The sequence below is a fragment of the candidate division WOR-3 bacterium genome (assembly GCA_039804025.1).
In the GTDB taxonomy this organism is placed as follows: domain Bacteria; phylum Hydrothermota; class Hydrothermia; order Hydrothermales; family JAJRUZ01; genus JBCNVI01.
Genome location: JBDRZP010000028.1, coordinates 1 through 26,610, shown reverse-complemented (window position 1 = coordinate 26,610; position 26,610 = coordinate 1). Strand labels below are relative to the sequence as shown.

Annotated in this window: 29 protein-coding genes and 1 CRISPR repeat array; of the genes, 2 read left to right on the top strand and 27 right to left on the bottom strand. The window is 27.7% G+C overall.

Annotation, left to right across the window (positions count from 1 at the left end):
- From cmr1 to cas6, 15 genes are all read right to left on the bottom strand, one after another.
- A partial coding sequence (gene cmr1 / locus ABIN73_09020; GenBank protein ID MEO0269866.1) for a type III-B CRISPR module RAMP protein Cmr1 occupies positions 1-537 on the bottom strand: 537 nt, incomplete at its 3' end.
- Positions 534-935 carry a HepT-like ribonuclease domain-containing protein gene (locus tag ABIN73_09015; protein MEO0269865.1) on the bottom strand — a complete coding sequence of 134 codons (402 nt, stop codon included), beginning with the start codon at positions 933-935 and terminating at the stop codon, positions 534-536. The genes ABIN73_09015 and cmr1, both read right to left, overlap by 4 nt.
- Positions 922-1,305 (bottom strand): nucleotidyltransferase domain-containing protein, encoded by a 384-nt coding sequence (locus tag ABIN73_09010; GenBank protein ID MEO0269864.1) that lies wholly within the window; start codon positions 1,303-1,305, stop codon positions 922-924. The genes ABIN73_09015 and ABIN73_09010 overlap by 14 nt, the downstream gene beginning before the upstream one ends.
- Positions 1,277-2,197: a type III-B CRISPR module RAMP protein Cmr4 gene (cmr4, locus tag ABIN73_09005; protein MEO0269863.1), complete on the bottom strand. Its 921-nt coding sequence runs from the start codon at positions 2,195-2,197 to the stop codon at positions 1,277-1,279. The genes ABIN73_09010 and cmr4 overlap by 29 nt, the downstream gene beginning before the upstream one ends.
- A 100-nt stretch (positions 2,198-2,297) precedes the next feature.
- A CRISPR array of direct repeats spans positions 2,298-2,912; the repeat unit is 29 nt; unit sequence GTTTAAATTCCTCTTTGGGTGACTGAAAC.
- Between the two features lie 106 nt (positions 2,913-3,018).
- Positions 3,019-3,300: a CRISPR-associated endonuclease Cas2 gene (gene cas2 / locus ABIN73_09000; protein ID MEO0269862.1), complete on the bottom strand. Its 282-nt coding sequence runs from the start codon at positions 3,298-3,300 to the stop codon at positions 3,019-3,021.
- A gap of 1 nt (position 3,301) precedes the next feature.
- Positions 3,302-4,273: a type I-B CRISPR-associated endonuclease Cas1b gene (gene cas1b / locus ABIN73_08995; protein ID MEO0269861.1), complete on the bottom strand. Its 972-nt coding sequence runs from the start codon at positions 4,271-4,273 to the stop codon at positions 3,302-3,304.
- On the bottom strand, positions 4,273-4,788 hold the full coding sequence (gene cas4 / locus ABIN73_08990; protein ID MEO0269860.1) for a CRISPR-associated protein Cas4: 516 nt from the start codon (positions 4,786-4,788) through the stop codon (positions 4,273-4,275). Before cas4 ends, cas1b begins: the two co-directional genes overlap by 1 nt.
- Before the next feature lie 65 nt (positions 4,789-4,853).
- Positions 4,854-5,399, bottom strand: a complete 546-nt coding sequence (locus tag ABIN73_08985; GenBank protein ID MEO0269859.1) for a nucleotidyl transferase AbiEii/AbiGii toxin family protein — start codon at positions 5,397-5,399, stop codon at positions 4,854-4,856.
- Complete coding sequence (locus tag ABIN73_08980) at positions 5,371-5,634, bottom strand: hypothetical protein (protein MEO0269858.1); 264 nt, start codon at positions 5,632-5,634, stop codon at positions 5,371-5,373. The genes ABIN73_08985 and ABIN73_08980 overlap by 29 nt, the downstream gene beginning before the upstream one ends.
- Positions 5,631-8,318 carry a CRISPR-associated helicase Cas3' gene (cas3, locus tag ABIN73_08975; protein MEO0269857.1) on the bottom strand — a complete coding sequence of 896 codons (2,688 nt, stop codon included), beginning with the start codon at positions 8,316-8,318 and terminating at the stop codon, positions 5,631-5,633. The genes ABIN73_08980 and cas3 overlap by 4 nt, the downstream gene beginning before the upstream one ends.
- Before the next feature lie 12 nt (positions 8,319-8,330).
- Entirely contained in the window at positions 8,331-9,146 is an 816-nt protein-coding gene (gene cas5b, locus ABIN73_08970; protein ID MEO0269856.1) for a type I-B CRISPR-associated protein Cas5b, read from the bottom strand.
- A complete protein-coding gene (gene cas7i / locus ABIN73_08965; GenBank protein ID MEO0269855.1) occupies positions 9,127-10,569 on the bottom strand; it encodes a type I-B CRISPR-associated protein Cas7/Cst2/DevR in 1,443 nt (480 codons plus the stop codon). Before cas7i ends, cas5b begins: the two co-directional genes overlap by 20 nt.
- Complete coding sequence (locus ABIN73_08960; protein ID MEO0269854.1) at positions 10,566-11,087, bottom strand: hypothetical protein; 522 nt, start codon at positions 11,085-11,087, stop codon at positions 10,566-10,568. The genes cas7i and ABIN73_08960 overlap by 4 nt, the downstream gene beginning before the upstream one ends.
- Complete coding sequence (locus tag ABIN73_08955; protein ID MEO0269853.1) at positions 11,087-12,160, bottom strand: hypothetical protein; 1,074 nt, start codon at positions 12,158-12,160, stop codon at positions 11,087-11,089. Before ABIN73_08955 ends, ABIN73_08960 begins: the two co-directional genes overlap by 1 nt.
- A 192-nt stretch (positions 12,161-12,352) precedes the next feature.
- Positions 12,353-13,108, bottom strand: coding sequence for a CRISPR-associated endoribonuclease Cas6 (gene cas6 / locus ABIN73_08950; protein ID MEO0269852.1), 756 nt, complete (start codon positions 13,106-13,108; stop codon positions 12,353-12,355).
- A gap of 54 nt (positions 13,109-13,162) precedes the next feature.
- Here cas6 and ABIN73_08945 point away from each other — a divergent pair, with 54 nt between their 5' ends.
- Positions 13,163-13,459, top strand: a complete 297-nt coding sequence (locus ABIN73_08945; GenBank protein ID MEO0269851.1) for a hypothetical protein — start codon at positions 13,163-13,165, stop codon at positions 13,457-13,459.
- A 9-nt stretch (positions 13,460-13,468) separates the two neighbouring features.
- Here ABIN73_08945 and ABIN73_08940 read toward each other — a convergent pair whose 3' ends face one another.
- From ABIN73_08940 to ABIN73_08910, 7 genes are all read right to left on the bottom strand, one after another.
- Positions 13,469-13,933, bottom strand: a complete 465-nt coding sequence (locus tag ABIN73_08940; protein MEO0269850.1) for a DUF1731 domain-containing protein — start codon at positions 13,931-13,933, stop codon at positions 13,469-13,471.
- Positions 13,934-14,205: 272 nt separating this feature from the next.
- The gene (locus ABIN73_08935) at positions 14,206-14,355 is read right to left on the bottom strand and encodes an NAD-dependent epimerase/dehydratase family protein (GenBank protein MEO0269849.1); all 150 of its coding nucleotides are present in this window, start codon (positions 14,353-14,355) and stop codon (positions 14,206-14,208) included.
- The gene (locus tag ABIN73_08930) at positions 14,355-15,083 is read right to left on the bottom strand and encodes a hypothetical protein (protein ID MEO0269848.1); all 729 of its coding nucleotides are present in this window, start codon (positions 15,081-15,083) and stop codon (positions 14,355-14,357) included. The genes ABIN73_08935 and ABIN73_08930 overlap by 1 nt, the downstream gene beginning before the upstream one ends.
- Positions 15,067-17,748, bottom strand: coding sequence for a hypothetical protein (locus ABIN73_08925; GenBank protein MEO0269847.1), 2,682 nt, complete (start codon positions 17,746-17,748; stop codon positions 15,067-15,069). The genes ABIN73_08930 and ABIN73_08925 overlap by 17 nt, the downstream gene beginning before the upstream one ends.
- 14 nt (positions 17,749-17,762) lie before the next feature.
- Positions 17,763-19,451, bottom strand: a complete 1,689-nt coding sequence (locus ABIN73_08920) for a DUF2357 domain-containing protein (protein MEO0269846.1) — start codon at positions 19,449-19,451, stop codon at positions 17,763-17,765.
- On the bottom strand, positions 19,451-19,984 hold the full coding sequence (locus ABIN73_08915; protein ID MEO0269845.1) for a GxxExxY protein: 534 nt from the start codon (positions 19,982-19,984) through the stop codon (positions 19,451-19,453). Before ABIN73_08915 ends, ABIN73_08920 begins: the two co-directional genes overlap by 1 nt.
- 74 nt (positions 19,985-20,058) lie before the next feature.
- A complete protein-coding gene (locus ABIN73_08910) occupies positions 20,059-20,403 on the bottom strand; it encodes an MTH938/NDUFAF3 family protein (protein ID MEO0269844.1) in 345 nt (114 codons plus the stop codon).
- 1,066 nt (positions 20,404-21,469) lie between these two features.
- Between ABIN73_08910 and ABIN73_08905 the strand changes: the two genes are divergently transcribed.
- A complete protein-coding gene (locus tag ABIN73_08905) occupies positions 21,470-22,276 on the top strand; it encodes a peptidylprolyl isomerase (protein ID MEO0269843.1) in 807 nt (268 codons plus the stop codon).
- Here ABIN73_08905 and ABIN73_08900 read toward each other — a convergent pair.
- From ABIN73_08900 to ABIN73_08880, 5 genes are all read right to left on the bottom strand, one after another.
- Positions 22,269-23,000: an NAD-dependent deacylase gene (locus ABIN73_08900; protein MEO0269842.1), complete on the bottom strand. Its 732-nt coding sequence runs from the start codon at positions 22,998-23,000 to the stop codon at positions 22,269-22,271. The genes ABIN73_08905 and ABIN73_08900 overlap by 8 nt on opposite strands.
- Before the next feature lie 9 nt (positions 23,001-23,009).
- The gene (locus ABIN73_08895) at positions 23,010-23,750 is read right to left on the bottom strand and encodes a metal ABC transporter permease (GenBank protein MEO0269841.1); all 741 of its coding nucleotides are present in this window, start codon (positions 23,748-23,750) and stop codon (positions 23,010-23,012) included.
- Complete coding sequence (locus ABIN73_08890) at positions 23,747-24,622, bottom strand: zinc ABC transporter substrate-binding protein (GenBank protein ID MEO0269840.1); 876 nt, start codon at positions 24,620-24,622, stop codon at positions 23,747-23,749. Before ABIN73_08890 ends, ABIN73_08895 begins: the two co-directional genes overlap by 4 nt.
- Before the next feature lie 14 nt (positions 24,623-24,636).
- The gene (locus ABIN73_08885; GenBank protein MEO0269839.1) at positions 24,637-25,869 is read right to left on the bottom strand and encodes a hypothetical protein; all 1,233 of its coding nucleotides are present in this window, start codon (positions 25,867-25,869) and stop codon (positions 24,637-24,639) included.
- A 347-nt stretch (positions 25,870-26,216) separates the two neighbouring features.
- On the bottom strand, positions 26,217-26,450 hold the full coding sequence (locus tag ABIN73_08880; GenBank protein MEO0269838.1) for a hypothetical protein: 234 nt from the start codon (positions 26,448-26,450) through the stop codon (positions 26,217-26,219).
- Positions 26,451-26,610: the final 160 nt, after the last annotated feature.

Sequence of the window (26,610 nt, the reverse complement as noted above, 5' to 3'; positions counted from 1 at the left end):
TGTTTTTGTATCACCTTCAATTCCAATAATTTCTAAATTTCCTCCGCCCCTTCTTGACCGTGTTCCAAAACCTCCAAGATATACTAATGCCCATAAAGAAGCAAGTGTTTGACTTAATGCATCTTCATAAAAGGAATAAATTTTTAATTCAAATTCTGTATCAGGTTTTATATACTCTCTTTCTCTTTCAGGTAATACAGTGGAGTATAAAATATAACCTAAACCTCTGTGAGTGCCTTTAAGAGATTTAGACTCTTTATCAAATTTCCAATCCAATTTAAAATCTTCTTTTATATTTCTTCCTTTCTTGATTGACTTGAATATCAAACCTATTCTTACTTTACTACTTAAATTCTCGCCTCCGAATATTTCTGCTTCCTCTTTTTTTAATTTTTCAATATCATTCTCACATTTAATTGCTCTCCAGAACCATCTTATCAATCCTTTAATAGACTGAGTTCTTAATTCCGCCTGTTGCTGTGCACCACCCATAAAAAGAGGAGTTATGACTCTACATTTTAAAATTATCTCTTTCATAATTCACCATTCTTTATCATTCTTTTTACTCTGTTTATAAAATTCTCCATTCCTTCTAATAACTCAACCATTTCAATTAATTCATTTTCTCTTATTTTATAATACTCATGGGAAATAAGATTTCTTAAAAATACAATTTTTTTTGCCTTTTTTAATTCATCTTCTTTTATAATTTCATTTTTATAAAGATATTCAAATACTTCCGTATAAGTGGATGGAAAACCAAGTTTTTTAATATTTGTAATTGATTCTGCAATATCTATCAAAGCATTTGCTGATTGAAAACATTCCATAGCCAAAGTATTATAAACCAGATAATCAGATAAATTTTTTCCCCTTAGCTTCTTTGCACCATTTAAATGATTTTCAAATCTCAATATATTATCAAGTATTCTCATTCAAAATACTCTCCTTCATCATTTGATAATACCTCTGCATTTCATGATATTCCCTCAAAACTTTAAATTTAATCTCTTTTAGGTATTCCTCATCTTTTACAAAAATTTCCTTTCCGTATTTTAGAACTTCAAATTGAATATATAATGGAAGTTTATGGAAAAGAACCAGATCAATTTTTTTAGAGTACATACTTCCAATTTCGGCTTCATCTTCAAAAGAAATATCTTTCATTATCACAGCAATATCAATATCTGAATTTATATTTTTGTAACCTTTTGCATAAGAACCAAAAATATAAACTGCCACCACCTTGGGATGCTCTTTTAACCTCTTAATTATATTATTTATTTCCTTCAACACCTTTTTCATAAACCTTTACTTTCATCAATCCCATTCCAAGTGTTTCATCACCGCCAAGTTGGATAATGGTATTATTTAAAAGATTTTTCATTTCATGAGCCACACTCTCAGCATCTTTAATTTTATCGTGTTCTTTTTTATATGGATCATTTATAAATAAAAATTCATAAAAGACACTTTCAGAAGGCACAAGTTCAATAGTAAATAAAGCACCTTCTGCAACCGTTCCTGTTGTTTGATCAATTCTTATCCTTGTCCTTATTTCAACTGCATATTTTACAAAATCCTTAAAAACATCATCAGAAACAATAGCAAAATGTTTATCTAAGTTTGAACTTACCTCATCTGGTAAATAATAAGAGATTTTTTTCACTAAATCATCAATGTTATTAATTTTTTGGGAATTATCAATATCAAAAACAAACTCTTCAAGCACAACTTTATTATTATCAATTTTTAATTCTGAATTAGAGCATACTAAAATTTTTTCTTTATTATCTTCTTTTGTTAATAATGGAATTTGAGGTAATTCATTTATCCCGATACTTTTCAGTTCATTTTTGAATCTATTTAAAACATAAGGGCAGGTAATATATGCAAAAACTCCTTTAACAGAGCGGACAGGATATAACAAAATTTTGGCATCAGTAAGACTAATACAGGAGGCGTATTCTTCTCCGCCTTTTTCCGGACCGAAAATCACATTGACTTTTTCTTCGTTATTCCAAATCCTTAATGCTAATTCTCTTATTACTCCTTTTATTCCACTTGAAGCAAGTATTGGAAAATCAGTATGTTTTTCTCTCTGAATTGGGTTATCTACATAACTTACACTAACTCCTGAACCCATATGAACAGGTGTTTGTGCATAAAAAGTTAAAATTAAATTTTTCTTGAACATATTTTACCTCCTTATAATTCTATTCATTTTTTCTTTTTTTCTTCCAAGAATTACTTTAAGCACCTATATCCCATTGATCTTATTATACATTTTTTTATGGCATTAAATTCCTCTTTGGGTGACTGAAACTTCTGTGTTTCCTTGTGTCGCATATTTATAAGCAGTAGTTTAAATTCCTCTTTGGGTGACTGAAACTAGGGACAACAACATCGAATTCATCGTGAATAAAAGTTTAAATTCCTCTTTGGGTGACTGAAACGTCTTCATCTTCAGCTAACTTAGCTAATACTTTAGAGTTTAAATTCCTCTTTGGGTGACTGAAACTCCACATACCTTTCTTGTTCTTTATTGCATATTCAAGTTTAAATTCCTCTTTGGGTGACTGAAACTTATCTATCCCTGTATATTTACTAACATCATAAGCTGTTTAAATTCCTCTTTGGGTGACTGAAACAGTAAAACTTAAAAGGGTATTTCACAAATACTGCTCGTTTAAATTCCTCTTTGGGTGACTGAAACTAAGAGATGCTATGCTCGACGGACTAAAAAGATATCCGTTTAAATTCCTCTTTGGGTGACTGAAACAGTTAAAGTCTCTGGAATAGTTCGTGCATTTGTGAGGTTTAAATTCCTCTTTGGGTGACTGAAACTATTTTACACATATTCTCACCTCCTTTCTCCGACAGGTTTAAATTCCTCTTTGGCAAATTGCGACCGCATAAAATTTAGTTGAAACACAACAAGTTTTTAAAATTTTCCTAAAATTTTTGCGTCAAACCTCCAGTTTTGCAAAACACCAACCCAATTTTCAAAGATTTAAATTATATTATATTAGTCGTGGGGTCTTCAATATCAGTTAAAATTCTTCTTTGAAAATTTACACTCTCTGGAAATGTATATATTATTACACTATCCCTTCTTCTATCAACCTCATTCAATATTTCATACTCAAGTTTCCTTAATTTACCCTCAGTAAGTTCACCTTCAAATACAGATTTTTGAACATGATGGAGATATTTTCTTGCTATCTTCATAACCCTCGTTAACCTTCTTTGATCCTCCCTCTCTAAAAGTGAAATATCATAAATCAAAATAACCTTCATTTCACCACCATACCTTTAACGGATTATACTTCTTTTCCCCTAATAAATGTTTTATAAGTTTATAAAGCTCAAGAGTTATTAATGTTTTATATTTTACTTTCCTTTTTAATTTTCTATGAAGGACGGTATCTTCAAGCATCTCATCAAAAAATTTAACAAATATTTTTCTCCCTTCTTCTTTTAAATAGGCAAATTCAAGAGACCTTTCAAAATCCTCTTCACTCAATATTTTTAAATCAATTAATTTTAAAATTAACCTGTCGGATAAAATTGGTTTAAATATTTCAGCAATATCAAGAGCAAGGGAATACCTTCTTTCTGATGGCTCATGTAAATAACTTATTGCTGGATTTAATGGAGTTTCATATATATGTTTTAAAATTTGGGCATAAACAAGAGAATTACCAAAGGAAATAAGAGCATTTAAAGGATTTTGTGGCGGTCTTATACTTCTTGCCTCAAATTCCCAACTTGTTATTTTTTCAATGCACTCATAATAAATCTTCCTTATATGAGCCTCTATACTCATTAAAGAATTTATTTCTTCCACATTTTCTATTTCTTTTGCATACTCTTTTATTTTCTCTATCTCTTCCTCAAAACCTCCTCTTTTTTCTATGTTTCTTTTCATATTATGAGATGCTGATTCAACAAAAAATTTTGCAATCTCAAGCCTTTTATCTTTATCTAAATAATGTTCAACCTGCTTTACAATAAGGTCACCGGAAATGTTTTCTTCTCTTGGCACAAAACTCCCCGTATAATATCCATAATAATTAAAAAAGTGAACAACAATCCCATTTTGAGAAATAAAATTTATGAAAGAAGTATTTAAATCCATTTCTCCAAAAATAAAAATCTGGTCTATATCATTTATAGGTAAAATTTTCCTTCCATCTTCTGTTTCTATAAATATTGTGTTCTGACTCCTTTTTATTCTTCCACTTTTAAATATGTAATAATTTCTTGCCACTATATAAAACAAAAATTATAATAAGCACATCTTTTACAATAGGGCTTATTTATCACTTCTGGTGGATTTTTTAAATTCTTTATTTTTTTAATTTCTGAAATCGCTGTCTCTATTTCCCTTTCGTCATCTTCATTCAGTTCAACATCTATTTTTCTCATAAGTTTAGGATAATGAATTATTCCTCTTTTTGAATTTACTCTCATTTTCTTAAGGGAATATATATAAAATTTAACCTGCCAGATATGGGCTTCTTCAAGTCTTCTTGATTTTTTAACCTCGTGAACAATTATTTCATCTTTAACTTTTAAAAAATCAATTTTTAAAGTATCACCAAAAGAGACTTCCTTAAACTTTTCCCTTTTAAAACTCTCTTCACTAATAATTTTTCCTATTAAAACATAATCGGAAAATTCTTCCATTTCTATCTGATGAGAAAATAGCCATAATTTTCTTTTACATACAATGTAATAAGCAACTTGCGTACCTGTGATTTTCTCTTCAATTAAATCAAGCATTTATCATATTTTCCCAAATTCTTTTATGAAAAAATTTTTGATTTTTTCCCAATTTATTTTTTTAATCATAGGAAATTCAGGTTCTTTTTAGCATCCTCAAAATATGTAAGAGATTTTTTTATAACTAACTCATCATATGCACCGAATTTCTTTTTAAAAAGATTAATCACCTTATCGCTTTTTACTTTTAATGCTTTTATAATAAAATACACATCTACAAAATCTTTCCTACTTCCTCTGGAAATTATATTATTCACTTTCATACATAAAATATCTTCCAGACTTGCAATTTTAATCATTTCTAAATTATTTAGCGGGTTTAACAAAAGATATGGATATTGAAAAAAGGAGAGATTTATATTTTCTACTTTTGCGTGTATTGTGTCTTTTGTTAGCAATTTTATTTCTTCCGGTTTAAAATAGGAGCGAAATTCCCTAAAATCAATTACTTTATCTGTAAAAAAATCAAGGTCAACAGAATGCCTGTGTTGAAGATAATAATAAACTCCTGTTCCACCGGCAAGATAAAAATCACCTTCTTTAAGCATATTTCCAATTTTTTCTATTGCTTTCTTATGTTCTTTAAGCAGTTTCTTCTTCTTTAATTCCATAATATAATTTCCAGAAATTCAATGATTGTTTTGAGAGAAGTTTTTTCCCATATTTTTTTAAAAATTCCACAATTTTTTCAGAACCTATAAAAGATATAAATTCTTTTACTTGCTCCTTATTTCCAATTTCAAGCACTCTTGCAATCACAAAAGGCGAATCAAGATTTTTGAGAACAGAATCCCAATTATAGTCCCAGAATAGGTCTTTTAAAATGTTAAGTTTAGAATTTTTCATATTATAGACAGTTCCTCTGATTTACCTATTTTAATAATACCTTTTTCTTCATCATATTTATGTTCTTTAGAAATAAAAATCCTGGATAGCCATCTTTTCAACTTAATTAACTTTTCCTTATCACTTAAATTTTCTTGAACTTTGTAAAATACCCAATTCTTTTCGCTTATATTGAAATATGGCACAGATATAACATACCTTGATAAAATTTCTTTCTTAAAATCTGTAAAATTTTTTTTGTCATAATCAAATTTTTTAACATCTTTTATAAATTCATCTACAAAATTCTTTTTCTCCTTTTTAGACTCGTTTAGTTTCCCTTCTGGAATTAGTTCTTCTGGAATTATCTGTATATCATAAATTTCCCTGAAAATTTCTTCTGCTTCTGTTTTCTTATTTGACATATAACCTGCAGAGAGAACTTCAAGGGTTCTATAAAATTGGCTTAAATAAGAACCATCTTCTGGAAGTGATTTGTAAAATAAACTAACGATTTTATATTTTTCATATTCACTTATTTCAAATTCTTGAATATTTAAATTTTTCATCCAATCATCTTCCTTATCACCATCTTTCTTCCTTTTTCCTTTAGAGGGTTTTTGAGAACATTCACTGAAAATCTCTTTAAATTCTCTTTCAAAAAACTCTTTCTTTTCATTTTCTTTAAAATCAATCTCTTTGATATCCTTTTTTGATTTCTTCCAAAGCCATGCAATGGATAATTTTAAAAGTTCTTTTTGATATACTCTGCCATCACCAGATTCAAGCCCATCTTTAAATATAAGAACATACACATTAGGTTCTGAAAAATCTACTTCATAGGTTCTGTCCTGATTATCTTTATACAATCTTTTTTTATCATCCCCACTCTCAAACTTAAAATTAGGACCAATTCTTCTTAAAATTCTTCCCATTCTTTGAACAAGAGCATCAAGAGGACAAATCTCAGTAAATAAAATATCTGCATCTATATCTAAAGATGCTTCAACTACCTGAGTTGCTATAAGAATTTTGCCTTCTTTTTCATCATCAGGTTTTGGATTTTTAAATTTTTTACTGATTGTTTCTTTCTCTTTATTTTTTCTATCTTCAAATGTAAATTTTGAATGAAGAAGGAACACTTCAATAGATGTATTTTTATCTTTAATCTTTTCATAAACTTCTTGGGCGTGTTTTACAGTATTTAATATAAAAAGAACCCTTTTACCACTTTTAGCCTCTTCAATTGCTTTATTTAATAGGTCATCCGGTATTTTAAATTCCTTTTTTTTATTTTCAATAAACTCAATTTTAATTTTATGCTTAACAATTTCTTCAAATCTTTGTTTTTCCTCTTCATAGATATTTATTTCTTCATATTGAATATCTTTTTCTTCTAATACTTTTTTGACAAATTCAGGCATTGTGGCTGTCATGAGTAAAAAGTTTCCACCCATAGTTTTAACCCACTCAATAAATTTAACAATAATAGCACATGCTTTTGGATCATATGCTTGAATTTCATCAATTACAAGATTTGAATAAGAAAAAAGTGAAAAAATTTTTTCATATCCTGGTGGTTTTAAGGCATAAGGGAAAAATTGATCACCCGTTGAAATTATTACAGGAAATGAGAGATTTTTTGATAATTCATAAAGTTTAATATTATCCCCGACATCACCCCATTTTTCAATTAAATAAACATCCGCATCTGAGTGTAACAATCCAACTTTATCATTCCCAAAGATTTTTAAGGATCTATCATAAATTTGATTTACAGCAGAACGAAGTGGTAAAGTATAAATAAATTTTTTATCAGCAGACCATAAAAAGGCGTATTCCGTTTTTCCATATCCAGTAGGTGCTATAAGGATTAAATCTTTATTTATATAATCTTTAACTTTGGAAAATTGCCAGATTTGTTCTTCATCACTTATCCCAGTCTTTTGTGTTATTTCATTTTTTATATTATTTTTTACATCACTAATGTTCACACATTCAATTTCAACTTTATCAAAACTCTCATTTTCCTCTTCACACCAGGAGGCAAAGTGATCACATCTTTGTAAAAATCCAGAGATTAAAATCCATTTCTTAGTATCTTCAATGCTTTGGGCAATACTCTCTCTCAATGGTTCGTAATCAAATTTATATGGGGGGATAGCAATATTATACAATTTCACACCCTCTTTTATTTCTTTAAGGAGTTTTTCATTTAGATTTACAGTTTCAATAAAATTTTTTACTTCACAATCTGTTAAGGAATTGATTTCATTCTGGAGATTCTCTTCTAACTTATTCTTTATTTTAAGAACAAATTCACCAAAATTTTTTAGGTCTTTCTTCCCGGCAACATAATCATCAAAATAATCCCTCCAGTGATGATAAGCAACGGAAGAGATTATCATTTCTACTAATTTATCGTTTCCTAATTTTTCTTTAAACTTTTTCATATCAATCCAAAAAATTGAAAACAGTGAATGAGGAAAATCGTGAAGAATATCAAAAGGTTCGTAATTTTTATTCTCAACAATTTCAATTTGAAATTTCGGCAAAACTTTACCTAAATCGTGATAAAAAATTCCAAGTTTTATAGGAAGGTGAAGTTCATCATTTATTTTATCTTTTATTCTTTCAAAAACTTCTAATATATCTTTAATATGTGTGCTTAACCTTATTCCTTCGGATTTAGCCCATATTTCCATTTTTAATTCTCCTTATAGATTAGCAAAAAATAAAGGAATTTTTTCATTTTTATCATAAAAAATTTTTGTATCAGATTTGGAAATCACAATTTCACCATCATTTAATTTTGCATCTACATAGATAAAATCTCTTCTGCCATTTAAAAGCCTATAAAAGGTTGGAATTTTATATAAAAGACCACCGAATTTCTCAAAATCAAAATTGGAGCCATCAGGAAGAAAAGAATTTTTAGGTATCCAGAAAAACTTTTTAAAATCACCACCATAGTTTATTTCTTCCAAATCAACAAATTTATCAACAAATTTAATTTCTTGAATCACAATCCAGTCCTCTGCTCTTCCAAGATGAAGAGGATAAATTCTATCTTGAGGATTTTCAAAAGAATTTTTTATCTTTTCTAAAAAATTTTGATCTTCATGATAAAAATAAATCCAAAGGTCTACATCATTTAAAATATCTATTAAAACAGGCATCTGACCGCCGGGATGTTCAGCATACCCAAAGATATTTCTATTTTCTGGAAAACCAAATCTATCGTTATGACTTTTTTCTGATAAGTTTCTAAACCAAATATATTCAGTTGTTTTGCTTTCAAATTTCCCACATATTGAGATTTTTATGTTTTTAAGTTTGTGGTAATCGCAAGAACAATTTTGATTCATACATGGCTCTTCTTTTCCTTCAATATTTCTTATTCCTAAGATATTACATAAAAGACCGATAACAGTGGAATATGGTGGTATGGGGTAAGTGTGCCTTCTTTGATAAGTAAAGGGAATTCTATAATGAGCATGTGGTTGATAGATTTTAAGTTTTAGAACTTCCATTTTGAGATATCCCCTTCAAAAATTCATTCCATTCCTCAATCCACTTATTTTTAAATTCATTTTTTAAACTTTCTTTATTTGGAAGCTTTATTCTTTCTGTATCCATTATGAAAAATTTTTCCACCCAACTATTTTTTACACCGTCTCTAATTCCTATTACTTCATATTTATCTTCACAATAACGTATTTCTATATAAGGATGGAATACAGGAACAGGAACTTTAACATATGCAGCAACTAAAAATAGAGGAATTATTGTATTTTCTTCATTGCTTGATTGAGATTTTAGACCATCTTTGATACATTCTAAGATATTTTCTATTCTTTCCTTTTTTGCTTCAGGATTTATTTCAAATATTACCTTTACCTTATTTCCAACTTTTTCCACTTTAATTTTATGTTCAAACTCTTTTTCGTTTTTCTTTTCTTTTATTATGTATTCACATCCCTTTTTTCTCTCTTCCACATTTTCCAATATTTTTTGTAAACCTAATTCAATTTTTAAAGTTTTCTCTGACTCATTATACTCTGGTTCCTTTGAAACAATAAATTTATAAAAATCTCCTTCTTCCTCATATTCTTGAACTTTTATGTTAGGCTTCTTTTGACCCCTCTTTTTTTCTTCTTCTCCTTTCTTTTCCTCTTTTAAATATTCTGTTTTAAATTGAATAACTTTACTTTCTTCCGTTGTTTCCTTGGCTTTTTTCCCTTTTTCTTTCGGGTATTCCATCAAATTTTTTGCCACTCTAACAACCCTTCCTTCAACATAAATAGGGTGCTCATCAATTTCATAATAGATGTTTCCCTCTTCATCCTCCTTTCTCTCAACATCTTTTAAAATAGCAAAGTGAGGTTTTTGGATAGTAATATATAACTTTCCATCTTTATAACTCAAATCTTCTCCAATCCATTCATCTCTCCCTAAAATATCAGTATCAATTGTAAAACTCACCTTATAAAATGAGACATGTTCTTCCTTATTATACGGATTTGGAGTAACATTAAGGCCCTGCTTTATACCTCTATTTACTAAATCATGATTTGCATAGAACGCCATATCGCCGTTATATGGATCTAAGCCGATAGCTTTTGTAATTCCAACAGGTGCCTTTCGTGTAATAGAAGCTTGACCACCAATAGTGTACATATAACCAAAAGCGTCAAGTTCAGGACTTGAGATGATGTCATCTTGGGTAATGTCAAATTGAACAACCTTTCCCTGACCTGTTACTTTGGCAGGTTTCCAATTAAATGCTTTTTGAAGGGTTGCAAATAAATAGTGTCTTATTGCTGTTTTCCCAATAAAACTTACCGTTCTATTTCCTCTTTGAAGTTTTTTAATTGAAAGAACATTTTCCGCAATTTTTTCATCTCTGTTGAGAGCTGATGCTTCAAAAATCATTGTTATAGTTATATGTTTCATGATTCTTCACCTCCTTCTTTTGTTTCACCTAAAATTCCACTTAAAAAAGAATATATAAAAGTTTTAAAAAGCTCATCCGAATAGATAGGGTTAAAAGACTTTGCAAGTAAAATTGGTATTTCTTTTTCATCAGCTCTAAAAATTCTTATTATAAGATATTGGACTTCATTTCTTTGTGAATGTCTTACCCTCTCTATAATTCTAAATGCTTGACTTGAAAAAGCATCAACCACATTTTTGTAATTCTTATCATATCTAAAAGCATAACCCAAACTCCTTAACCTTTCAACCATTTCACCTGCATTATCATAGGAAAATTTTTCATATAATTTTCGTAACTTTTCTTTTCCTTCCCCTGCTGTATATTTTACGGCATATTCAAGAATTTCTTGGATTTCAAAAGCTAAATTTTTATATTCTTTTAGGATATCTTCAAAATCTTCATATTGGTTATTTTTTACTTTTTCCTGAAGATAGTTTAAAATTTCCTCTTTCCATTTTGTTATATCAAAGTTCATTATATCACCTCCTTTTTAATTTCTCTTTCAATTAAAGCATAAAGTTTAAAAAGTTTTTGAGAAAATTCTGTTAAATTTTTATTATTTCTATCAAGTTTTATGTTTGTATTTATAAAATCTTCTTCATTTTTTGTTCTCTCATTTTTGAAAAATATTCTTAAAATTTTCTCAGCAAAACTTAAAATATCTTTAAACTTTCCATCCAAAACCATATTTAGAATTTTAAATTCACCAATTTGGGTTAATAGAGAAGCTATTTCTTTATTTGTGAGTAAATTAACGATTTCAGCAGGAAGAGAAAAGAAGTCTATTTTATCTCCATGCTTACTTACTATTTCAATATTCATTTTCTCCCATCTACCAAGTTGAATATAAAATTTAGAAGCCATTTCTATAAGGCTCATTCCAAGGATTTCTTTATATTCACTAATTGCCTTTGCTTTAAATATTGAAGAATACTTATTAAGATACCACATTAGTTTAAATGAGGGAGCATTTATGAAGATTTCTGAACCATCTGATAAGGGAGTAAAGGCTAAATGTTGGTGAACGAGGATATAGCCACAAAGATCACATACAATAGAAGTGGCATTATTATTCCAAAAACTATTAGGAAATTTTCGAGAAGGGGCAAGCAAAGCGTTTAATCGTATATTTAAAATTCTTATTCCGTCGCGAAATTTGTTTAAGTTTTCAAGGTCACTGTTTTTAAGACTTATGACATTATTAGGAATATAATATCCAACCCCACAAATATCGCAATTTCCGGTGTATATAACCTTTTGTAAGAGTTCAATAAATTTATTAAAAATGTTCTTCCATGTTGGTTGCAAATAATTTCTATATAGTTCGCTTTTACCAACTATGCTAGCAACTTTTCCTTCAGAAAAATAAATTTCATTTACTTTACCAGCTAATTTTTGAAATATGTCTCTACAAATCTCCATACTTCCATCATCTTTTAAAAAACTTTCCATACCATTTATAATATTTTTATCTTCCAGCACCCTCAAAAATCCCACCACTCCTGCATTATAGAGCCAGTTGGAGGGATATAAAATTATTTTGTCCATTTTTACCCCCTATTTTGAACTTATATTTTAACATTAATATGAAAATTTTTCCAAATGAATTTAAATTATATAGAAAAGCAAAATCAACTGCATCTTTGGAATCTATTCTTCCACCTGAAAAATAAAATTTTGGAAAATTTTTCCGCATTTTTAATTACTTTTTGTTCCTTTAATTAAATTTTTGCCTTTTTATCATTTAACTATCTCCAATAAGCCAAAACCCTGACCAGTTCTTACTCCAAGACCATAATCATAAATGAATTGAAGCATACAAGGGTCAGATTTTAAAGTAAATACTCCTTTAAATCCCTTTAAATAACCACCATAATGCTTTACATAAATTTCTTTTATACTTTCACCTTTTAAGGGAATGAGTTCTATTTTTGTTTCAATTTTCTTTTGATTTATCATCTCATATTTTTTAAGCATCCTTTTCTCAAGAACCTGATTGAACTTTTCAATATTCTTTTCAGAAGGAACAATAAACCATTTATCAAAATTTTCTGAATTTTCTTCTGGATCTGTTAAAATACAAATGCCAACAGTTTTAAAAACTGCAGAATCTTCATTTATCTTTACTATTCTTGATAGAGAAATATCTTTTATCTGAAAAATTTTATTTTTTAAGGTTATTCCTGAATTTTCTTTTTTTATATCAAGTAAACCATTGTAAAAAATTGAAAAGATTTCAAAATCACCAGTTGAGAATATCATATTAAATGGTGGATTAACTTTTATTTTTTCGTCTTCACTTTCTTCAATTAATTCAAACTGGTTACCAAGAAAAACTGAGAATACAAAGGGCTTTAATCTTTTTGAGGAATAAAATTCATCAAATTTCCCTGACTTTTCAAATACTTTTTTTATAAAAGATATAAAGTATCTTCTGTAATCTCTGCTTATATTAAAGGGATCCCCTGTTTCCCCGAATATTATCTTTAATCTCATAACTTAATTATATTGCTTTTTTGAACTGTAAATCAATTATAATTTTCATTTTAAATGAAAAAAGTTAAAAGATTGAAAATTTTAGGAATAGAAATAATTTTAAGTGGCGAAAATATCATATTTGATTCTGAAACAAATTTAAAAGATGAACTTGGCTTTTGGGAAGAAAATAAAATTTATATTTATAAAGAGGGATTGAATACACTCCCAAAATTTGGAATCTTTATTCATGAGTTTGTTGAATTTATCCTTGAAAAAAAATTTCATCTTCCACATAACCTTGCCCATTTTATTGCTAATATTTTTGAATTTATTTTAACTTTTGGAAAAGCAGCAGAACAAGTCTGGTAGAGACTATTTTTATTTCAAAATCTCTGTTAATGCCTTTTCTATATCAGAATATGAGAATTCAAATTTTTGCTCTAATATTCTTTTTGGAATAATTTTTTGATTGAAGAAAATCACTTCATCTGCCATTTTTTGCATTAAAATTTTAAAAAAGAAATCAGGGAACTTTATAAGTTTTTTGTTCAAAATCTTAGCAAGGGTATTGTAAAGGTCATAAAATTTAATAGGAAAAGGAGATACTAAATTATAAATACCTTTACAATTCTTATTCTTTATTAAAAAAATTATTGCATTTATGGGATCTTCAATATGAATAAAGGAAATGAAATTTTCAGGATTGCCAATAATAAATAAAAAGGGAAATTTTTGAAATAAAAGAATTTTTGAGAGAAGCCCACCTTTGCCAAGCACTATACCTATTCTTATTATGCATCTTCTTATCCCATATTTTTCAATTTTTCTGTTGATTTTTTCCATTCAATACATACTTCACTTAAAAAATCTTTACCAGGGGGAGAAAACCCATCTTTCTCCTCATCTGAATTTCCATAATAGCCGATCGCAGAGGCTTGAATTAAAACCTTTGGTCTAATTTTTGTTTTCTTTATAAAGTTTAAAATTGCTTTTCCAGCGTTTACTCTACTTTCAATTATTTTTCTTTTTTTGTTTTTATTATATAAAATTTAAAATATGTTTTCACCAGCAAGATTTATTATTGCATCAAAACCATCTAAATTTTCTGGTATTTTTCATCCATCCCATAATGCAAAATTTATTCTTCTGTCAAATATTTTTTTAGAATTCCTTGTTAAAGCATAGATAGTATTTCCTTCTTCTAATAATTTATTAGAAAGGTTTTTACCTATAAAGCCAGTTGCTCCAAGAATCAATATTTTCATCAAATCAAATCCATTATATCTTTATATTTTTCAATTCTTAAATTTTCCCCTTCTCTTTGAATTAGCCATGTCATCCAGCACATCTCTATACTCCTTATTCCTGTCTCTTCACTTATTTTTTTAACCTTTTCAATGAATTTTAAATTATCATTTTCTTTTTCTAAACCTGCCTCTTCAAAAATTTTATTTAAAACTCTTTTAACAATTTTATCAGGCATAATAGTATCAACTCCTCCCATCATCCTTAAATATTCAAAGGTTATAAGACCAACACCTTTTATCTTTCCTATTGGGTCACTTTTAAGATTTTCAGGTTTTGCATTTTTTGCCCATAATCTTAAAGCCTCTTTATCAGAAATTCCTTTTTCTTTTTTTAATTCACAAAAATATTTTGAAATTTCTTTTATAACATGCCATGACCTTTTATTTTTCCATATATAAAATGCTTTTTTATAATCAAATTTTACTAAATCACAAACATCCTTAATTATTCCTTTATCAACAAAATCCTCTTTAAATTTTAAAACTTTTGGAACAACTGCTGTAAAATAATTTAGTCCAATTGATGTAAATGCTGCATCTATTATCATTAAAGGAACACTCCCTCCCCACCTTTCTGTTTTTAAACATCTATCACAATAGTATTTTAAGTCATCTATTCTGGAAATATAAGAATATAAAATTTTCTTAACTTTTGAATTTCCCAATCCTTTATAAATAACCCGCATAACCCTCCATAAAGAGCTCGTAAAGCATTTCCAGAACTTTTAATGCTGTATGAGAAAATCTCCAATCACTTTGGTTATTTTTTAGTTTTTTGATTTCATCTTCAATTTTTTCAATTTCATTAATTCCTAACTCAGATTTTATATCTTCTAATTTCTTTTCTCCTTGATTCCCGGGCTTTTTGCACCAATAAAGCACTTTATAAAGTGGAGCTTCAAGTTTTGCTCTATTTCCGTGAAACTTTGGCAAAACCTTCATTAAAATAGCAAGGTCAAAAATTTCATCATCATTTTTAAAAGATATTATTTTATTTTTTTCTGCATCTTTTGCATTTTTGTAAAACAAAGCGATTTCATCTAAAACTCTATATCCAAAATGAAGACTATAGGGTTCTAAATTTTTTGATAAATTTGTAATATAAGAGAGGTATTCCTTGAAGGTTGATTCATCAAGTGCTTCTTTTATTTTATTCTTCTCACTGTATGCTTTTAGAAATTCTCCATTTTGTGTGAAATCTTTTACAATGTTTTCATTAAAATAAAAAGAGATTTTATCGCTTTTCAGAATATTAATGTATTCTTTAAAACTTACATCTTTAAATTCAATTACAAATGCCCTGTCAAGAACCTTTGGGGAAAACATAAAGGTTGTTTCATCAATGTTTACAGTTCCAATGAAATAAAGATTAGGTGGTAGTTTTAAATTAATTATTCCTTCATCATAATTATAATTTGCTTTTTTGAGTAAATCTTTCAAATCATCTTTTAATTCTTCTTTTTTATTTTCTTTTTCTGAAATCTGGATTCTTATTCCTTCTTTTGTAAAACCTTCCTCGTCCCTTCCGCTTTCTAAAACACTCAAAAATTCAGCAAAGTAATACTCAACTCTTGCGAGATTCATTTCATCAAGAATTACAAAATAAGGAGAAGCTTTATCTTTATTTTCTTTATAATCTATTATAGCATTTAGAATGAATTTTAAAAAACCTGTGGGGTCTTCGTATCTATTCATTATAGGGTTATAATATCCAATTAATGATTTTGAATCTCTCCAATCAGGACGCACAGAAAGGAAAAATGAAGAATTAACTAAATCAAAATCAAATACAAGTATGAAAGAACTTTGAGTTGCCTTTACTTCTTGACCAAGTTCCTTTATTTTTTTTGTTTTTCCCTTTTTTATTTTCCCTTTTTTAAATTCTTCTTTATCAATTAATTCAACTGTATATTCTGAAAAATCATAATCAATATCGCAAAAACTTTTTATTTCAAAAGCTAAATTAAAACTATCTTTCCACGATGGATTCATTAATTTATTTTCAAATTCCGAAATATTTTTTTCATCTTTCTTAAACATATTTATTACATCAAATTTTTTTATAATTTTTTTACTTTCGTTGTCATAAAGATACAAATTAAAAGGTAAATATTTTTTTAATTCTTTGTATAACTCCCTCTTTAACGAAGCAGTCCATAAAAAAATATTTTTCCCATTTTTTAAATTTTCAATCATTTCTTCAAGAGTTTCTTTCCCTTCTTTCTCTGAACCCTTTGATCCAATTAATGCTGGTTTATTTAATGCTGGTTTATTTAATGCTGGTTTATAAAAACCTTCTGCGAAAAGTTGAGCCATTTTAGTTTTTCCTGTTCCTGATAAACCAGCAAGTATCACAAATCCTTTAGTTTTTAATGCGGTATAGAAAGAGGAAATCTGAAAAGGTGCAAAATAAAATCCCTTACTTTTAAAATAAGAAGATAATCCTTCTAACTTTTCTTCTTTCTTTTCCACACCTTCTGAAGAATTCTCTTTATGTTTTTCTTTTGTTTCCTCTTTATTTTTAGTTTCACTTTTACCTATACCTTTAGCAAATTCAAAGATATAGCGACAAAACCAAACAGTTGGATAAGAAAATTCCGTAAAACTATGAACCTCCTTTAAATAAGTAAGATAGATTTTTATAAACTTTTCTAGTTTAAGGTTACCTGGTTGTTTGGAATAATCGGAATTACTTAAATTTCCTTCCGCGAATATTATCAAATTATTATCCCATGGACAAAAAATATCAGGTCTTACCCAATATAATTCTTGGGTAAATATTATATTTTTTTTCTTATTTTCCAGTAATTTTTTAATTAATTCTCTAAATTTATCTTCATTTTCATTTAGAGATTCAAAATCTTTTAAATCTTTGATAAATTCAAAAATTTCCCAAGCAATTTGGCACTTTTTATCTTCTTCTTCTTTCCTATAAAGCATTGGTTGACCTGAATAGACGCCAGGTCCTCCAAAAGTTTTCAACCCTCCACTGAAAATTTGGTAGAAAAGTTTTCCTATTACTTTAGGATCATTACTTTTTCTTAGTCTATCTACCTTTATCCCAGATAATTTTCCATAAAGAGAAAGAGGATCAATTTCTTTGGTTTTCCAATTAATATTTTCTAGTTTCATATTTCCTATTAAATACTTCATCAACTCTTTTCCTGCCTTTTTCCCATCCTTATTATTCTTTTCATAAAATTCATATAGTTTTTCATTCAATTCTTTAATATTTTTAATTATCTCTTTTATTTTTTCTTCTTCTGAATTATGTTTTTCCATTTGAGCTTTTCCTTCTTCAGACTTTATAAATTCTTTATACCATTCTGTTAAATTGTTGTATTTTTTCATTTTTTACCTCCTTTTTATTCTTCATAAGGTAACATTTTAAACCAACCTATTCCTTTTAAATTTTCCTTATTTTCTTCATTTTCTGTTAAAATCTTTTCTATCAAATTTTTTAAATCTCCTTCAAAAGGTGTATCTCCTTCTTCTTTATAAAACTTATCTTCTTCACCAGGATAAAGTATTATACATGCATCAGCTTTTAAAGCATCCTTATAAGCATGCATCTTTATTATATCACCAGTTTTTGGAACTTTTCCTTCTTCCCACTCCCTTTCAATCTCCTCTCCTATATTTTCTTTATCTTTTTCTTTATCTATATCCGGCTTTTTAAAAGCAAACTTGGCATCTAAAATTATTCTTAGTTTCTTTCCCTCGTATATTGAGAAATCAGGTATTAAACTTATTCCAGAATAACTTTTCTCATTTTTTTGATAAATGAATTTGTAATTCTTATTACCTATCATAAATTCTAATTTTATTTTAAGCTTCCCCTTTATTTTTTCCTCAACTTCCATTACGATTTTTCCTTTTGTTCCATTTAAAAGGCTGCATAACTTTAAAGCACAAAAGAATTCATAGAGTTCGTAGACCTTTCTTAAATTAATTGCCTCTTCAATTTTCTCAAAGGGACTTCTTCCCATAAGATATTTAAAGTAAAGTTCTAATAATTCTTTATATCCTTCTCTTTTTCTTAAAACCGTTGAATATGATGGGAAAATATAAAATTCTCCTACTTCTTCCCATAAAGGATCCTTTATAAAATCATCAATTAATCCTTTTATTCCCTCTATTTCTTTTATTACTGTTTCTTTATATTCTTTATTACTTTTAATTAACTCTTCAATATCCTGAGAAATTCTTTTAAGAAAATTTAAAACAAATCTATTTTCAGGAGTATCAAGAGTTTCGTATTTTAAAGAGGATAGAACTTTTTTCGGTAAATAATATTTTTCTTTGGCGCTAAAACCTAATTTGCTTTTTGATTCATAAAGATATTCTGGATTTGTTAAAATGCTATAAATTGTATCAGCGTCAACTTCTGAAACTTTATTAATATCCAGCATCTCCTTTTCCTCTTTTAAAATTCTGTAAGGGTTTGCTCTTATTGTGTTTAAGGCACTCTTTAAATTTTCTTTGTTATTTTTTAAAAAGAAAAAAGTGAAAAGTGGTGAGGCTCTTAAAGAAATGTAATAAGAAGTAGGAGTAAATACTACCGGTGCAATATCAAAAGGGAGCTCTTTAAACTTTTCCCAGATTGATAAAATAAGATTTTTGTAAAATCTGGGATAAAAAAGTGGAGAATCTTTATTTGTTTCTAATTTTTCTGAAATAACTTCTACGGGTAATGAATATTCTTTTTCTTCTTTTTTAAATTTAAAAATAATTTCAGATTTTCCAATGTAATTTTTAAAAGGATAATCTCTTGTTTGCTGAATCTTAATATTTTTATCTTCTCTTATAATTTCACTTTCTCCGATTTTCCGGAGTTCCCATCCATTTTTACCTTCAAATTCATAATTCTCAAATTCATAAAGCCATAAAGAGGAAAAATCCTCAATTTTATAATTTTTTATGTCTTTCTCAGGAATTAAACTAACCTTACCTTTAAGAATCCCAACCTCTTCACCGTTTATTTTAATTTTTATTCCATCCCTTCCACCTTCTGTTACTTCTTTAACTTCAAAATCTTTTATTTTACAATTCATCATTTTCTCTTTTTCTCAACAGGGACTTCTATTTCAACAAGATCAATTATATCACCGTATTGCTCTTTAAATTTATCAATATCAAGAGTAACTGAAATTTTATCAGCCTCTTGAAAGCCTTCAAGCAATTTATCCTTTATAGCATCATATGTTTTCCAATTTAATACCATTCCACCTTTTATTTTTTCCGAAAGAAATCTTGGAACTCCTGTTTTTTGAGATTTTAGAGCATCGTAATATTTTAATAATTGATGAAGATACTCACCAGAGATATCTTTCTGTGTTTTAAGTTCCACAATTATCCCGTTTTCTTCCTTTTCATCAAACACTATAAAATCAACCTTTCCACCCTTTAAAACTTGGTCTTCATACATTATATCTACCTGAAGTTGTTCAAGATATTTTAATCCATTTTTTCTGAATTCATAGGCAAGAGCGGCTTCGTATTCCGTTTCTTTAATAAATCCAAATGGGCCGAGTTCTTTATAAACTTTTTCAGCCAGTTCTTTTATTTTTCTTTTCAATTCTTCCATTTTTACCTCCTTTTTAAGCGTTGACATTTTAATATTTTACCTCTTGTGTGTGTCAATTTTTGACAATAAAAATTTTAACAAGTTAAATGAAGCGCACACACAACTTTTTTGTTTCTATCCATATATTCATTGAAAATATTCACTGCCTCTTTTGTTTTTTTAATTATAACTTTTATATTATTTCTTTCAAGTTCTTTTATAACCTCTTCTTTTACTTCCATAACTCCTGAATATCCTGTCCCTATTATAAGAATTTCAGGCTTGTATTCAATTACTTCTTTTAAATCTTCAATACATAAAGAATGCCCTTCCTTTCTCCACCAGTTCTCTTTTATTTTATCAGGGAAAATTATCAAATCCCTTGTATATTTTTTACCATTTATAATAATTTCGCCAAAATCGTATTTTTCTATTTTCATAGTTTAAAAAATTTGACGATTTATTCATAATTGATTATAAAGATTTCTTAGAAATTTCCTCAATTAAATATAGAATACCATAACAACATTGAATTTTTCTGGCTCAATAAGATTAAAAGAAGTGCCTCCTAAAAAATGTTTTTTGTATAGTCCTCTTTAAATCTTTCAACATAAGCATTTTCTCATAAAATCTTTTGCATTTTCACCTTATAAAGATTTGTAAGCATAAGCAAAACCTAACTTCGTCTTTAAAAGAACTGCACAGAAAATATACCTTTACTTTAACCGTTTTTGCATAAAAAGATATTTTTGCTTTTGAATTTGGTATTTTAATAACTGATGCAGAAAGAGATTTTATTTTAATTTCTTCTCAAAATTCATCAAAAAGCACTTTCAGAGTGAATTTTTGCGCACCCTACCATAAAATTATGGATACCATATGATTAAATATGATTAAATATAATTAAATATAATTATGGGGATAAAAGAAAAAGGTACTCTTAAAGAATTTCTGCGCACCCTAAAGGGTGCGGCTACCATAAAATTGTGGATACCATATGATTAAATATAATTATAATTAAATATAATTAAATAAAATTATGGGGATAAAAGAAAAAGCACTCTTAAAGAATTTTTAAGCACCATAAAGGGTTCAGCTACCATAAAATTATAGAATATAAGAATAAATGTTAAAAATTTCTAAAAAAATGATAATTTTTACCTCTTTCCATTATCTAATATCTCTTTAAAATTTTTCATTTTATGTATTATATATAATTATTCAAAAGGCGAAATTTTACCAATGTGGAGATTTTTTAGAATTTTTACGCACCCTAAAGGGTGCGGCTACCATAAAATTATAGAATATGAGAATAAATGTTAAAAATTTTTAAAAAAATGATAATTTTTACCTCTTTCCATTATCTAATATCTCTTTAAAATTTTTCATTTAAATGTTACAAACTTAGAAAACCTAAATTTTACACTCCTAAAATTTTTAAAATGTTTATTTTCTCATTTAACAATCATTTTTAAAATTTAAAAGAATTTCTTTATAATTAAACTTATGAAACTAATCATAATTCTTCTGATAGCTCTTTTAATAAACTGCAACAAAAAAGAAATAAAAGATAAAAACTATCCTGTTGCAAAAGTTGGCAAAATAGCCATCACAAAAAAAGAACTTGAAATGCATTTTCCTTCAAATTTAAAACCCTTTGTTGATGAAGAAGAAAAAAAGAGAGTTTTAAATTTAGGTATAGAAACACTTCTATATTACCTTGCAGCAAAGGATGAGGGATTTTTAAATGATTCAATAATTAGATTAAGAATAAAATGGTCTGAAAGATTAATACTCGCAGAGGAATATATCAAAAGAAAAGTTGAATCAAAAATTCAAATAAAACCTTCGGAAGTTGAAAATTTTTATGAAATAAATAGAAATAATTTTGAAAAGGATATTACCATTGCCTATGTTATAGGTGGAAATAAAAACCAACTGGAAGAAATCAGAAATAAAATGATAAATTCAAAACCTGAAAAAGTAATAGAGGAACTAAAATCTTTACCCAACATTATAGCCAATATAGAAAAAACAAATCTTGGTGTATTAAAAATAAACCCTGATTTACCCCTTCCCTTTATAAATGCTGTTTTAAATCTAAAAACTGGCGAAATAAGTGGTGTCGTCGAAATATCTCCCTTTAGATATGCTATAGTTAAGCTTATTGACGAAAAGAAAACAGATTCAAAGAAAGAAGATTTATTAAAAATAATAAATTCCTATTTACACCTTCAAAAAACCCAAGCAAAAAAAGACTCAATCATAAATTCCCTGAAACAAAAATATAAAGTTGAAATATTTATTAAGTAATAATATTAATAAATTTTTCAAAAATTTCACCCGCCTTTCCAAAAATACTTATATCAGAAATTTCTGAAATCTGTGTTGGCTCTAAATTTATCTCAAAAACTTTTCCTCCTTTTTCCTTTATATAAAAAGGAATAGAAGCAGCAGGATAAACTAATAAAGATGTTCCAACAACAAGAATTGCATCACATCTTGAAATAAATTCTAAAACACTTGAAAAAATAATCTCATCAATAGGCTCCCCAAACCATACAACATCAGGTCTTAAAAGACTACCACAATTCTTACATCTTGGAGGCAACTCCTCATCTTTAAATACTTTTTTCTCAAACTCTTTTTTATTACAACCTATACATCTTGTCCTAAAAATATTACCATGAATTTCTAATATTTTTTTTGAACCTGCTTCTCTATGCAAATCATCTACATTCTGAGTAACAAGCAAAAAATCAGGAATAATCTCTTCTAACTTTTTAATTCCATAATGGGCAGAATTTGGTTTTGCTTTTAAAATTATTTTTCTTCTCCAATTATACCATTCCCATACCAGTTTTGGATTCTTTTCAAAAGCATGAGGTGTTGCAAGTTCCTTTGCATCATAATTTTTCCATAATCCATCTTTACCCCTGAATGTAGGAACACCACTTTCCTGCGAAACACCAGCACCCGTCAAAACTAAAAGAGAATTCAAAGAAAAAATTTCCTTAACCAACTCATTAATATTCATAATAAAAAACTATTTCAAAAAAATAGAAATAATAATTGCTAATAAGGAATAAAAAGCAACAATAGTATAACCTGTTGGTAAATCTAAAAAATAAGAAATAAGAATTGAAATAATGTTTACAAAAATTCCAAATATCCATGAAGTTATTAATCTCAAAGAAAATTTTTTAACGAAAAAACCGGTCACATAAGCCGGGACAACAAGGATTGCAAAAACTATAAGAACACCAGCAAGATTTACTGAACTTGTAACAGTAACTGCAAATAAAGTAAAAAAAAGTATTTCCCTTTTCAAACCCTTAATCCTTTCTACAACAAAATAAATAATTAATCCAATTATTGAATAGAGTATTGAAGTTTTTATTAAATCAATTTTTGTTATAAATAAAATATCTGCTGCTTGTAACCTCTGAACTTCTTCAATACCATGAGGATTTTTTGATAATAAAATTATTGATAAACTTATACCCGTTGCATATATAAGACCTATGAAAGCCTCGTGACTTAAATTTTTTTTATTTGAAGTTAAAGCAATAAGAAGTGCTCCAATTAAAGAAAAAAGAAGAGAAATAGGATAGAAAAATTTACCACCGAAAAGCAAAATTGAAAGAGCAGTTCCAACTGCTGCCATCTGTCCTATCGCAAGATCTGTAAAAATTATACCTCTTTCAATTATATAAATACCAAAATAAGAATGAATACCAACTAAAACAGTCGCAAATAGGAAACTCGTAAAAAGAATATCTATCACTCTGAAAGTTTTTTAAAAATTGTATCAAATAAAGAAAAAATATCCTTTACCTCATTTAAACTATTCACATCATGAGGAAGTATCACATACTTAATACCTGTCTTTTCTGAAAGTTTTTTTATTGTATTTATATCATTGTAAACAGCTCCTACAATTTTTATAAAATTTTGCCCTTTTACTTTATTTACTATATCTTCTATATGCTTTGCTGTAGGAGGTATTCCAGGTTTAGGTTCTATTTCAGCAACTATTTCAAAATTTCCATCTTTAGCCAAATAATTAAACATTCTGTGATACTGAATAAGCTTTAAAGAACTTATCCTTTTTAAAATATCCTCCCATTCTTTTTTCTTATTTTCATATTTTTCAATAAAATTTTTATAATTATTTTCAAAATATTCTCTTTTTTCAGGTCTCACTAAAATAAGCCCTTCCAAAATTCCTTCGGCAATTTTGGGAAGGTTTTTATAACTCAAATAATAATGAGGATTACCTTCAGGATGAATATCACCCTCAGCTCTACTTACTTTTAATGGTTTATCAATTAATTCAATTTTCCGTGATAAATCAATCAAAAATTTGCTTCCTGGATTTATCTTTGGATTATTTGCCTGTTCAATTAGAGGCGGTAAAAAACCAATTTCAAGGGATGCTCCATTGATAAATAAAATATCTGCCCTTCTCAATTTTCCAATCAAAGAGGGCTTTGGCACCACATGATGGGGATCTTCTGTTCCATTTGAAAGAGTTGTAATATCAACCATATCTCCACCTATTTCCTTAACAATTGAAGCAATATATGGATAACTTACAACAACCCTTATTGGCTCTTCCTTTAATAAGGAAAAAAACAAAATAAAAATATTTAACATTTTTAACCTCCCTTTTAAAACATATGTGCACCGTGGGCACCTATCGATAAATTAATATTTAAAATAAATTCATTTATCGGTCGCACTTTTTCCTCAAAATACTTTGTATGATCATAATTATACTGAAACCTAATCCTTGAAAATTCAGTAAAGTTATACTCTGCCATAAAAGAAATTTTATATAAATCTTTAATATCATTTTGAGAAACATTTCCATCTATCTTAACAGATGGCTTAAAAAGATAATCAAATCTTAAACCTGTTCTAATTCTTCTATTTAACTTAAATACTATCCCTGAATAAAAACCAGAATTTATTTTATATAAATTATGCTCAACCGCTGAATTTGTATCTGTTTCATTTACAAGATATAATTTCCCATCAATAATTCTACTTAAATATTCACTTTCAAAGGAAATATACCTATAAGCATCAATAATATACTTATATGTAATATCAAATCCATATAAAACTGTTCTTGGAGAACTTATAGCATAATTGTGAGAAGCCTCTTTATGATGATTTGAATGATAGATATTTGAGGGTCCATAAAGAATAGAACTTCCTAAAAGAAATACATGATTAATAAAATCAAAGGATGTCTTAACATAACCTGTAAAAAGAGAAGGCTTTGGAAAAGATTCAATTTCCTTATCAAGAAATTTAAAACCATCTGCATTAAAGGATACAGGCTCTTCGTAGGAATTTTGAAAAATTTCACTCCCGAACTTTAAAAAGAAATTAAAAGGAAATGTATATGTAATTCTTAAACCTAATCCACTTAAGCCTTCACTACCTAAAAGTGCATCATATATTATTGGTGAGTCATAAAAATCCCAGTAATGGGCATGCTTAAAGTTATGCCTTCCTATTTCACTTTTAAAAATACCTATTCTTGAACCAAATCCAGAAGGCAAAAATTTTAAATCACCGTAAAGTTCCTCAATTTCTATTCCATGCTCGGGATTTATCGTATTAATAGAAAATAATTCAAAATAGGGATCCACAAAGGCTGAAAAGACAAGCTCAAGATAATTGAAATTAAATCCCCTATTTTTACCTATATGTGAATGGAAATGACCGATAAATTCTGGAATTAAAAGTTCTTCCCTCCATTCATCTTTAATGTCACTACCTACAAAAGAAAAATCAGCAATCAAAGAAATATCTGGATTAAAAATATTCTGAACAAAAGGATTAAAACTAAGAGTTTGAGTATATAAAAAAATAACTATAAAATTTGTCATATATATTACCTCCTTTTGTTACTTTTTTTAAAAAAGGTGTTATTGATAAGATGGTTTTATTATAACATTAAATAAAGAAAAATTCAAGCATATGTAAAGAACCATAAGAAATTAAATTTTTTTCAAAATAAGATTTAGAAGAGTGGTTCCTATAAAATGTTCTTTTATAGTTTTCTCAAAATATTTCAATATACGCATCCTCTTATAAAATCATTTGATCTTCACCTCTTTAAGATTTGTAAATTTAAGCAAAAAACTTTTCCTTTAATACCTATTAACTTTAAAAAGAACCTTTTTGTTATATTACCAACTTTTTTAAAAAATTTAAATACAATAAAAATTTAATTTCAGGGTTCTGAAGTGTGACAGGTTCTGCAAGCCGGTGCACCTTCAAAGGGAGATTCTCCTTCCATTGCATGACACCTTAAACAGGTCTCATAATTACCACCCATATTTCGAATTTTATCATCATGAATTCTATACCATTTCTCAGGATGATAACTTACAGGTTTCTCAGGATTTTTCTTTGAACAGAATGAAAATAAAAGAGAGAAAATAATTAAAAAATTTAAACATCTCATTTTCCGCCCCCGTGACATGTTAAACAGACATTATCTTTTTCTTCGTGACATACTACACACCTTAAAGGATTTAACCTTGCTTCTTTAGAATGCAATCCACCATTAGCTTTTACCCACTCAACTGAATTGTGATCAAAGGGATAAATTTTTTCATTTCTGT

What these genes read in the sequence shown, in the direction of transcription:
- ABIN73_09015 (MEO0269865.1), bottom strand. Translation starts at nt 935, where the DNA reads ATGAGAATACTTGATAATATATTGAGATTTGAAAATCATTTAAATGGT.
- ABIN73_09010 (MEO0269864.1), bottom strand. Translation starts at nt 1,305, where the DNA reads ATGAAAAAGGTGTTGAAGGAAATAAATAATATAATTAAGAGGTTAAAA.
- cmr4 (MEO0269863.1), bottom strand. Translation starts at nt 2,197, where the DNA reads ATGTTCAAGAAAAATTTAATTTTAACTTTTTATGCACAAACACCTGTT.
- cas2 (MEO0269862.1), bottom strand. Translation starts at nt 3,300, where the DNA reads ATGAAGGTTATTTTGATTTATGATATTTCACTTTTAGAGAGGGAGGAT.
- cas4 (MEO0269860.1), bottom strand. Translation starts at nt 4,788, where the DNA reads ATGCTTGATTTAATTGAAGAGAAAATCACAGGTACGCAAGTTGCTTAT.
- ABIN73_08985 (MEO0269859.1), bottom strand. Translation starts at nt 5,399, where the DNA reads ATGGAATTAAAGAAGAAGAAACTGCTTAAAGAACATAAGAAAGCAATA.
- ABIN73_08980 (MEO0269858.1), bottom strand. Translation starts at nt 5,634, where the DNA reads ATGAAAAATTCTAAACTTAACATTTTAAAAGACCTATTCTGGGACTAT.
- cas3 (MEO0269857.1), bottom strand. Translation starts at nt 8,318, where the DNA reads ATGGAAATATGGGCTAAATCCGAAGGAATAAGGTTAAGCACACATATT.
- cas5b (MEO0269856.1), bottom strand. Translation starts at nt 9,146, where the DNA reads ATGGAAGTTCTAAAACTTAAAATCTATCAACCACATGCTCATTATAGA.
- cas7i (MEO0269855.1), bottom strand. Translation starts at nt 10,569, where the DNA reads ATGAAACATATAACTATAACAATGATTTTTGAAGCATCAGCTCTCAAC.
- ABIN73_08960 (MEO0269854.1), bottom strand. Translation starts at nt 11,087, where the DNA reads ATGAACTTTGATATAACAAAATGGAAAGAGGAAATTTTAAACTATCTT.
- ABIN73_08955 (MEO0269853.1), bottom strand. Translation starts at nt 12,160, where the DNA reads ATGGACAAAATAATTTTATATCCCTCCAACTGGCTCTATAATGCAGGA.
- cas6 (MEO0269852.1), bottom strand. Translation starts at nt 13,108, where the DNA reads ATGAGATTAAAGATAATATTCGGGGAAACAGGGGATCCCTTTAATATA.
- ABIN73_08945 (MEO0269851.1), top strand. Translation starts at nt 13,163, where the DNA reads ATGAAAAAAGTTAAAAGATTGAAAATTTTAGGAATAGAAATAATTTTA.
- ABIN73_08940 (MEO0269850.1), bottom strand. Translation starts at nt 13,933, where the DNA reads ATGGAAAAAATCAACAGAAAAATTGAAAAATATGGGATAAGAAGATGC.
- ABIN73_08935 (MEO0269849.1), bottom strand. Translation starts at nt 14,355, where the DNA reads ATGAAAATATTGATTCTTGGAGCAACTGGCTTTATAGGTAAAAACCTT.
- ABIN73_08930 (MEO0269848.1), bottom strand. Translation starts at nt 15,083, where the DNA reads ATGCGGGTTATTTATAAAGGATTGGGAAATTCAAAAGTTAAGAAAATT.
- ABIN73_08925 (MEO0269847.1), bottom strand. Translation starts at nt 17,748, where the DNA reads ATGAAAAAATACAACAATTTAACAGAATGGTATAAAGAATTTATAAAG.
- ABIN73_08920 (MEO0269846.1), bottom strand. Translation starts at nt 19,451, where the DNA reads ATGAATTGTAAAATAAAAGATTTTGAAGTTAAAGAAGTAACAGAAGGT.
- ABIN73_08915 (MEO0269845.1), bottom strand. Translation starts at nt 19,984, where the DNA reads ATGGAAGAATTGAAAAGAAAAATAAAAGAACTGGCTGAAAAAGTTTAT.
- ABIN73_08910 (MEO0269844.1), bottom strand. Translation starts at nt 20,403, where the DNA reads ATGAAAATAGAAAAATACGATTTTGGCGAAATTATTATAAATGGTAAA.
- ABIN73_08905 (MEO0269843.1), top strand. Translation starts at nt 21,470, where the DNA reads ATGAAACTAATCATAATTCTTCTGATAGCTCTTTTAATAAACTGCAAC.
- ABIN73_08900 (MEO0269842.1), bottom strand. Translation starts at nt 23,000, where the DNA reads ATGAATATTAATGAGTTGGTTAAGGAAATTTTTTCTTTGAATTCTCTT.
- ABIN73_08890 (MEO0269840.1), bottom strand. Translation starts at nt 24,622, where the DNA reads ATGTTAAATATTTTTATTTTGTTTTTTTCCTTATTAAAGGAAGAGCCA.
- ABIN73_08885 (MEO0269839.1), bottom strand. Translation starts at nt 25,869, where the DNA reads ATGACAAATTTTATAGTTATTTTTTTATATACTCAAACTCTTAGTTTT.
- ABIN73_08880 (MEO0269838.1), bottom strand. Translation starts at nt 26,450, where the DNA reads ATGAGATGTTTAAATTTTTTAATTATTTTCTCTCTTTTATTTTCATTC.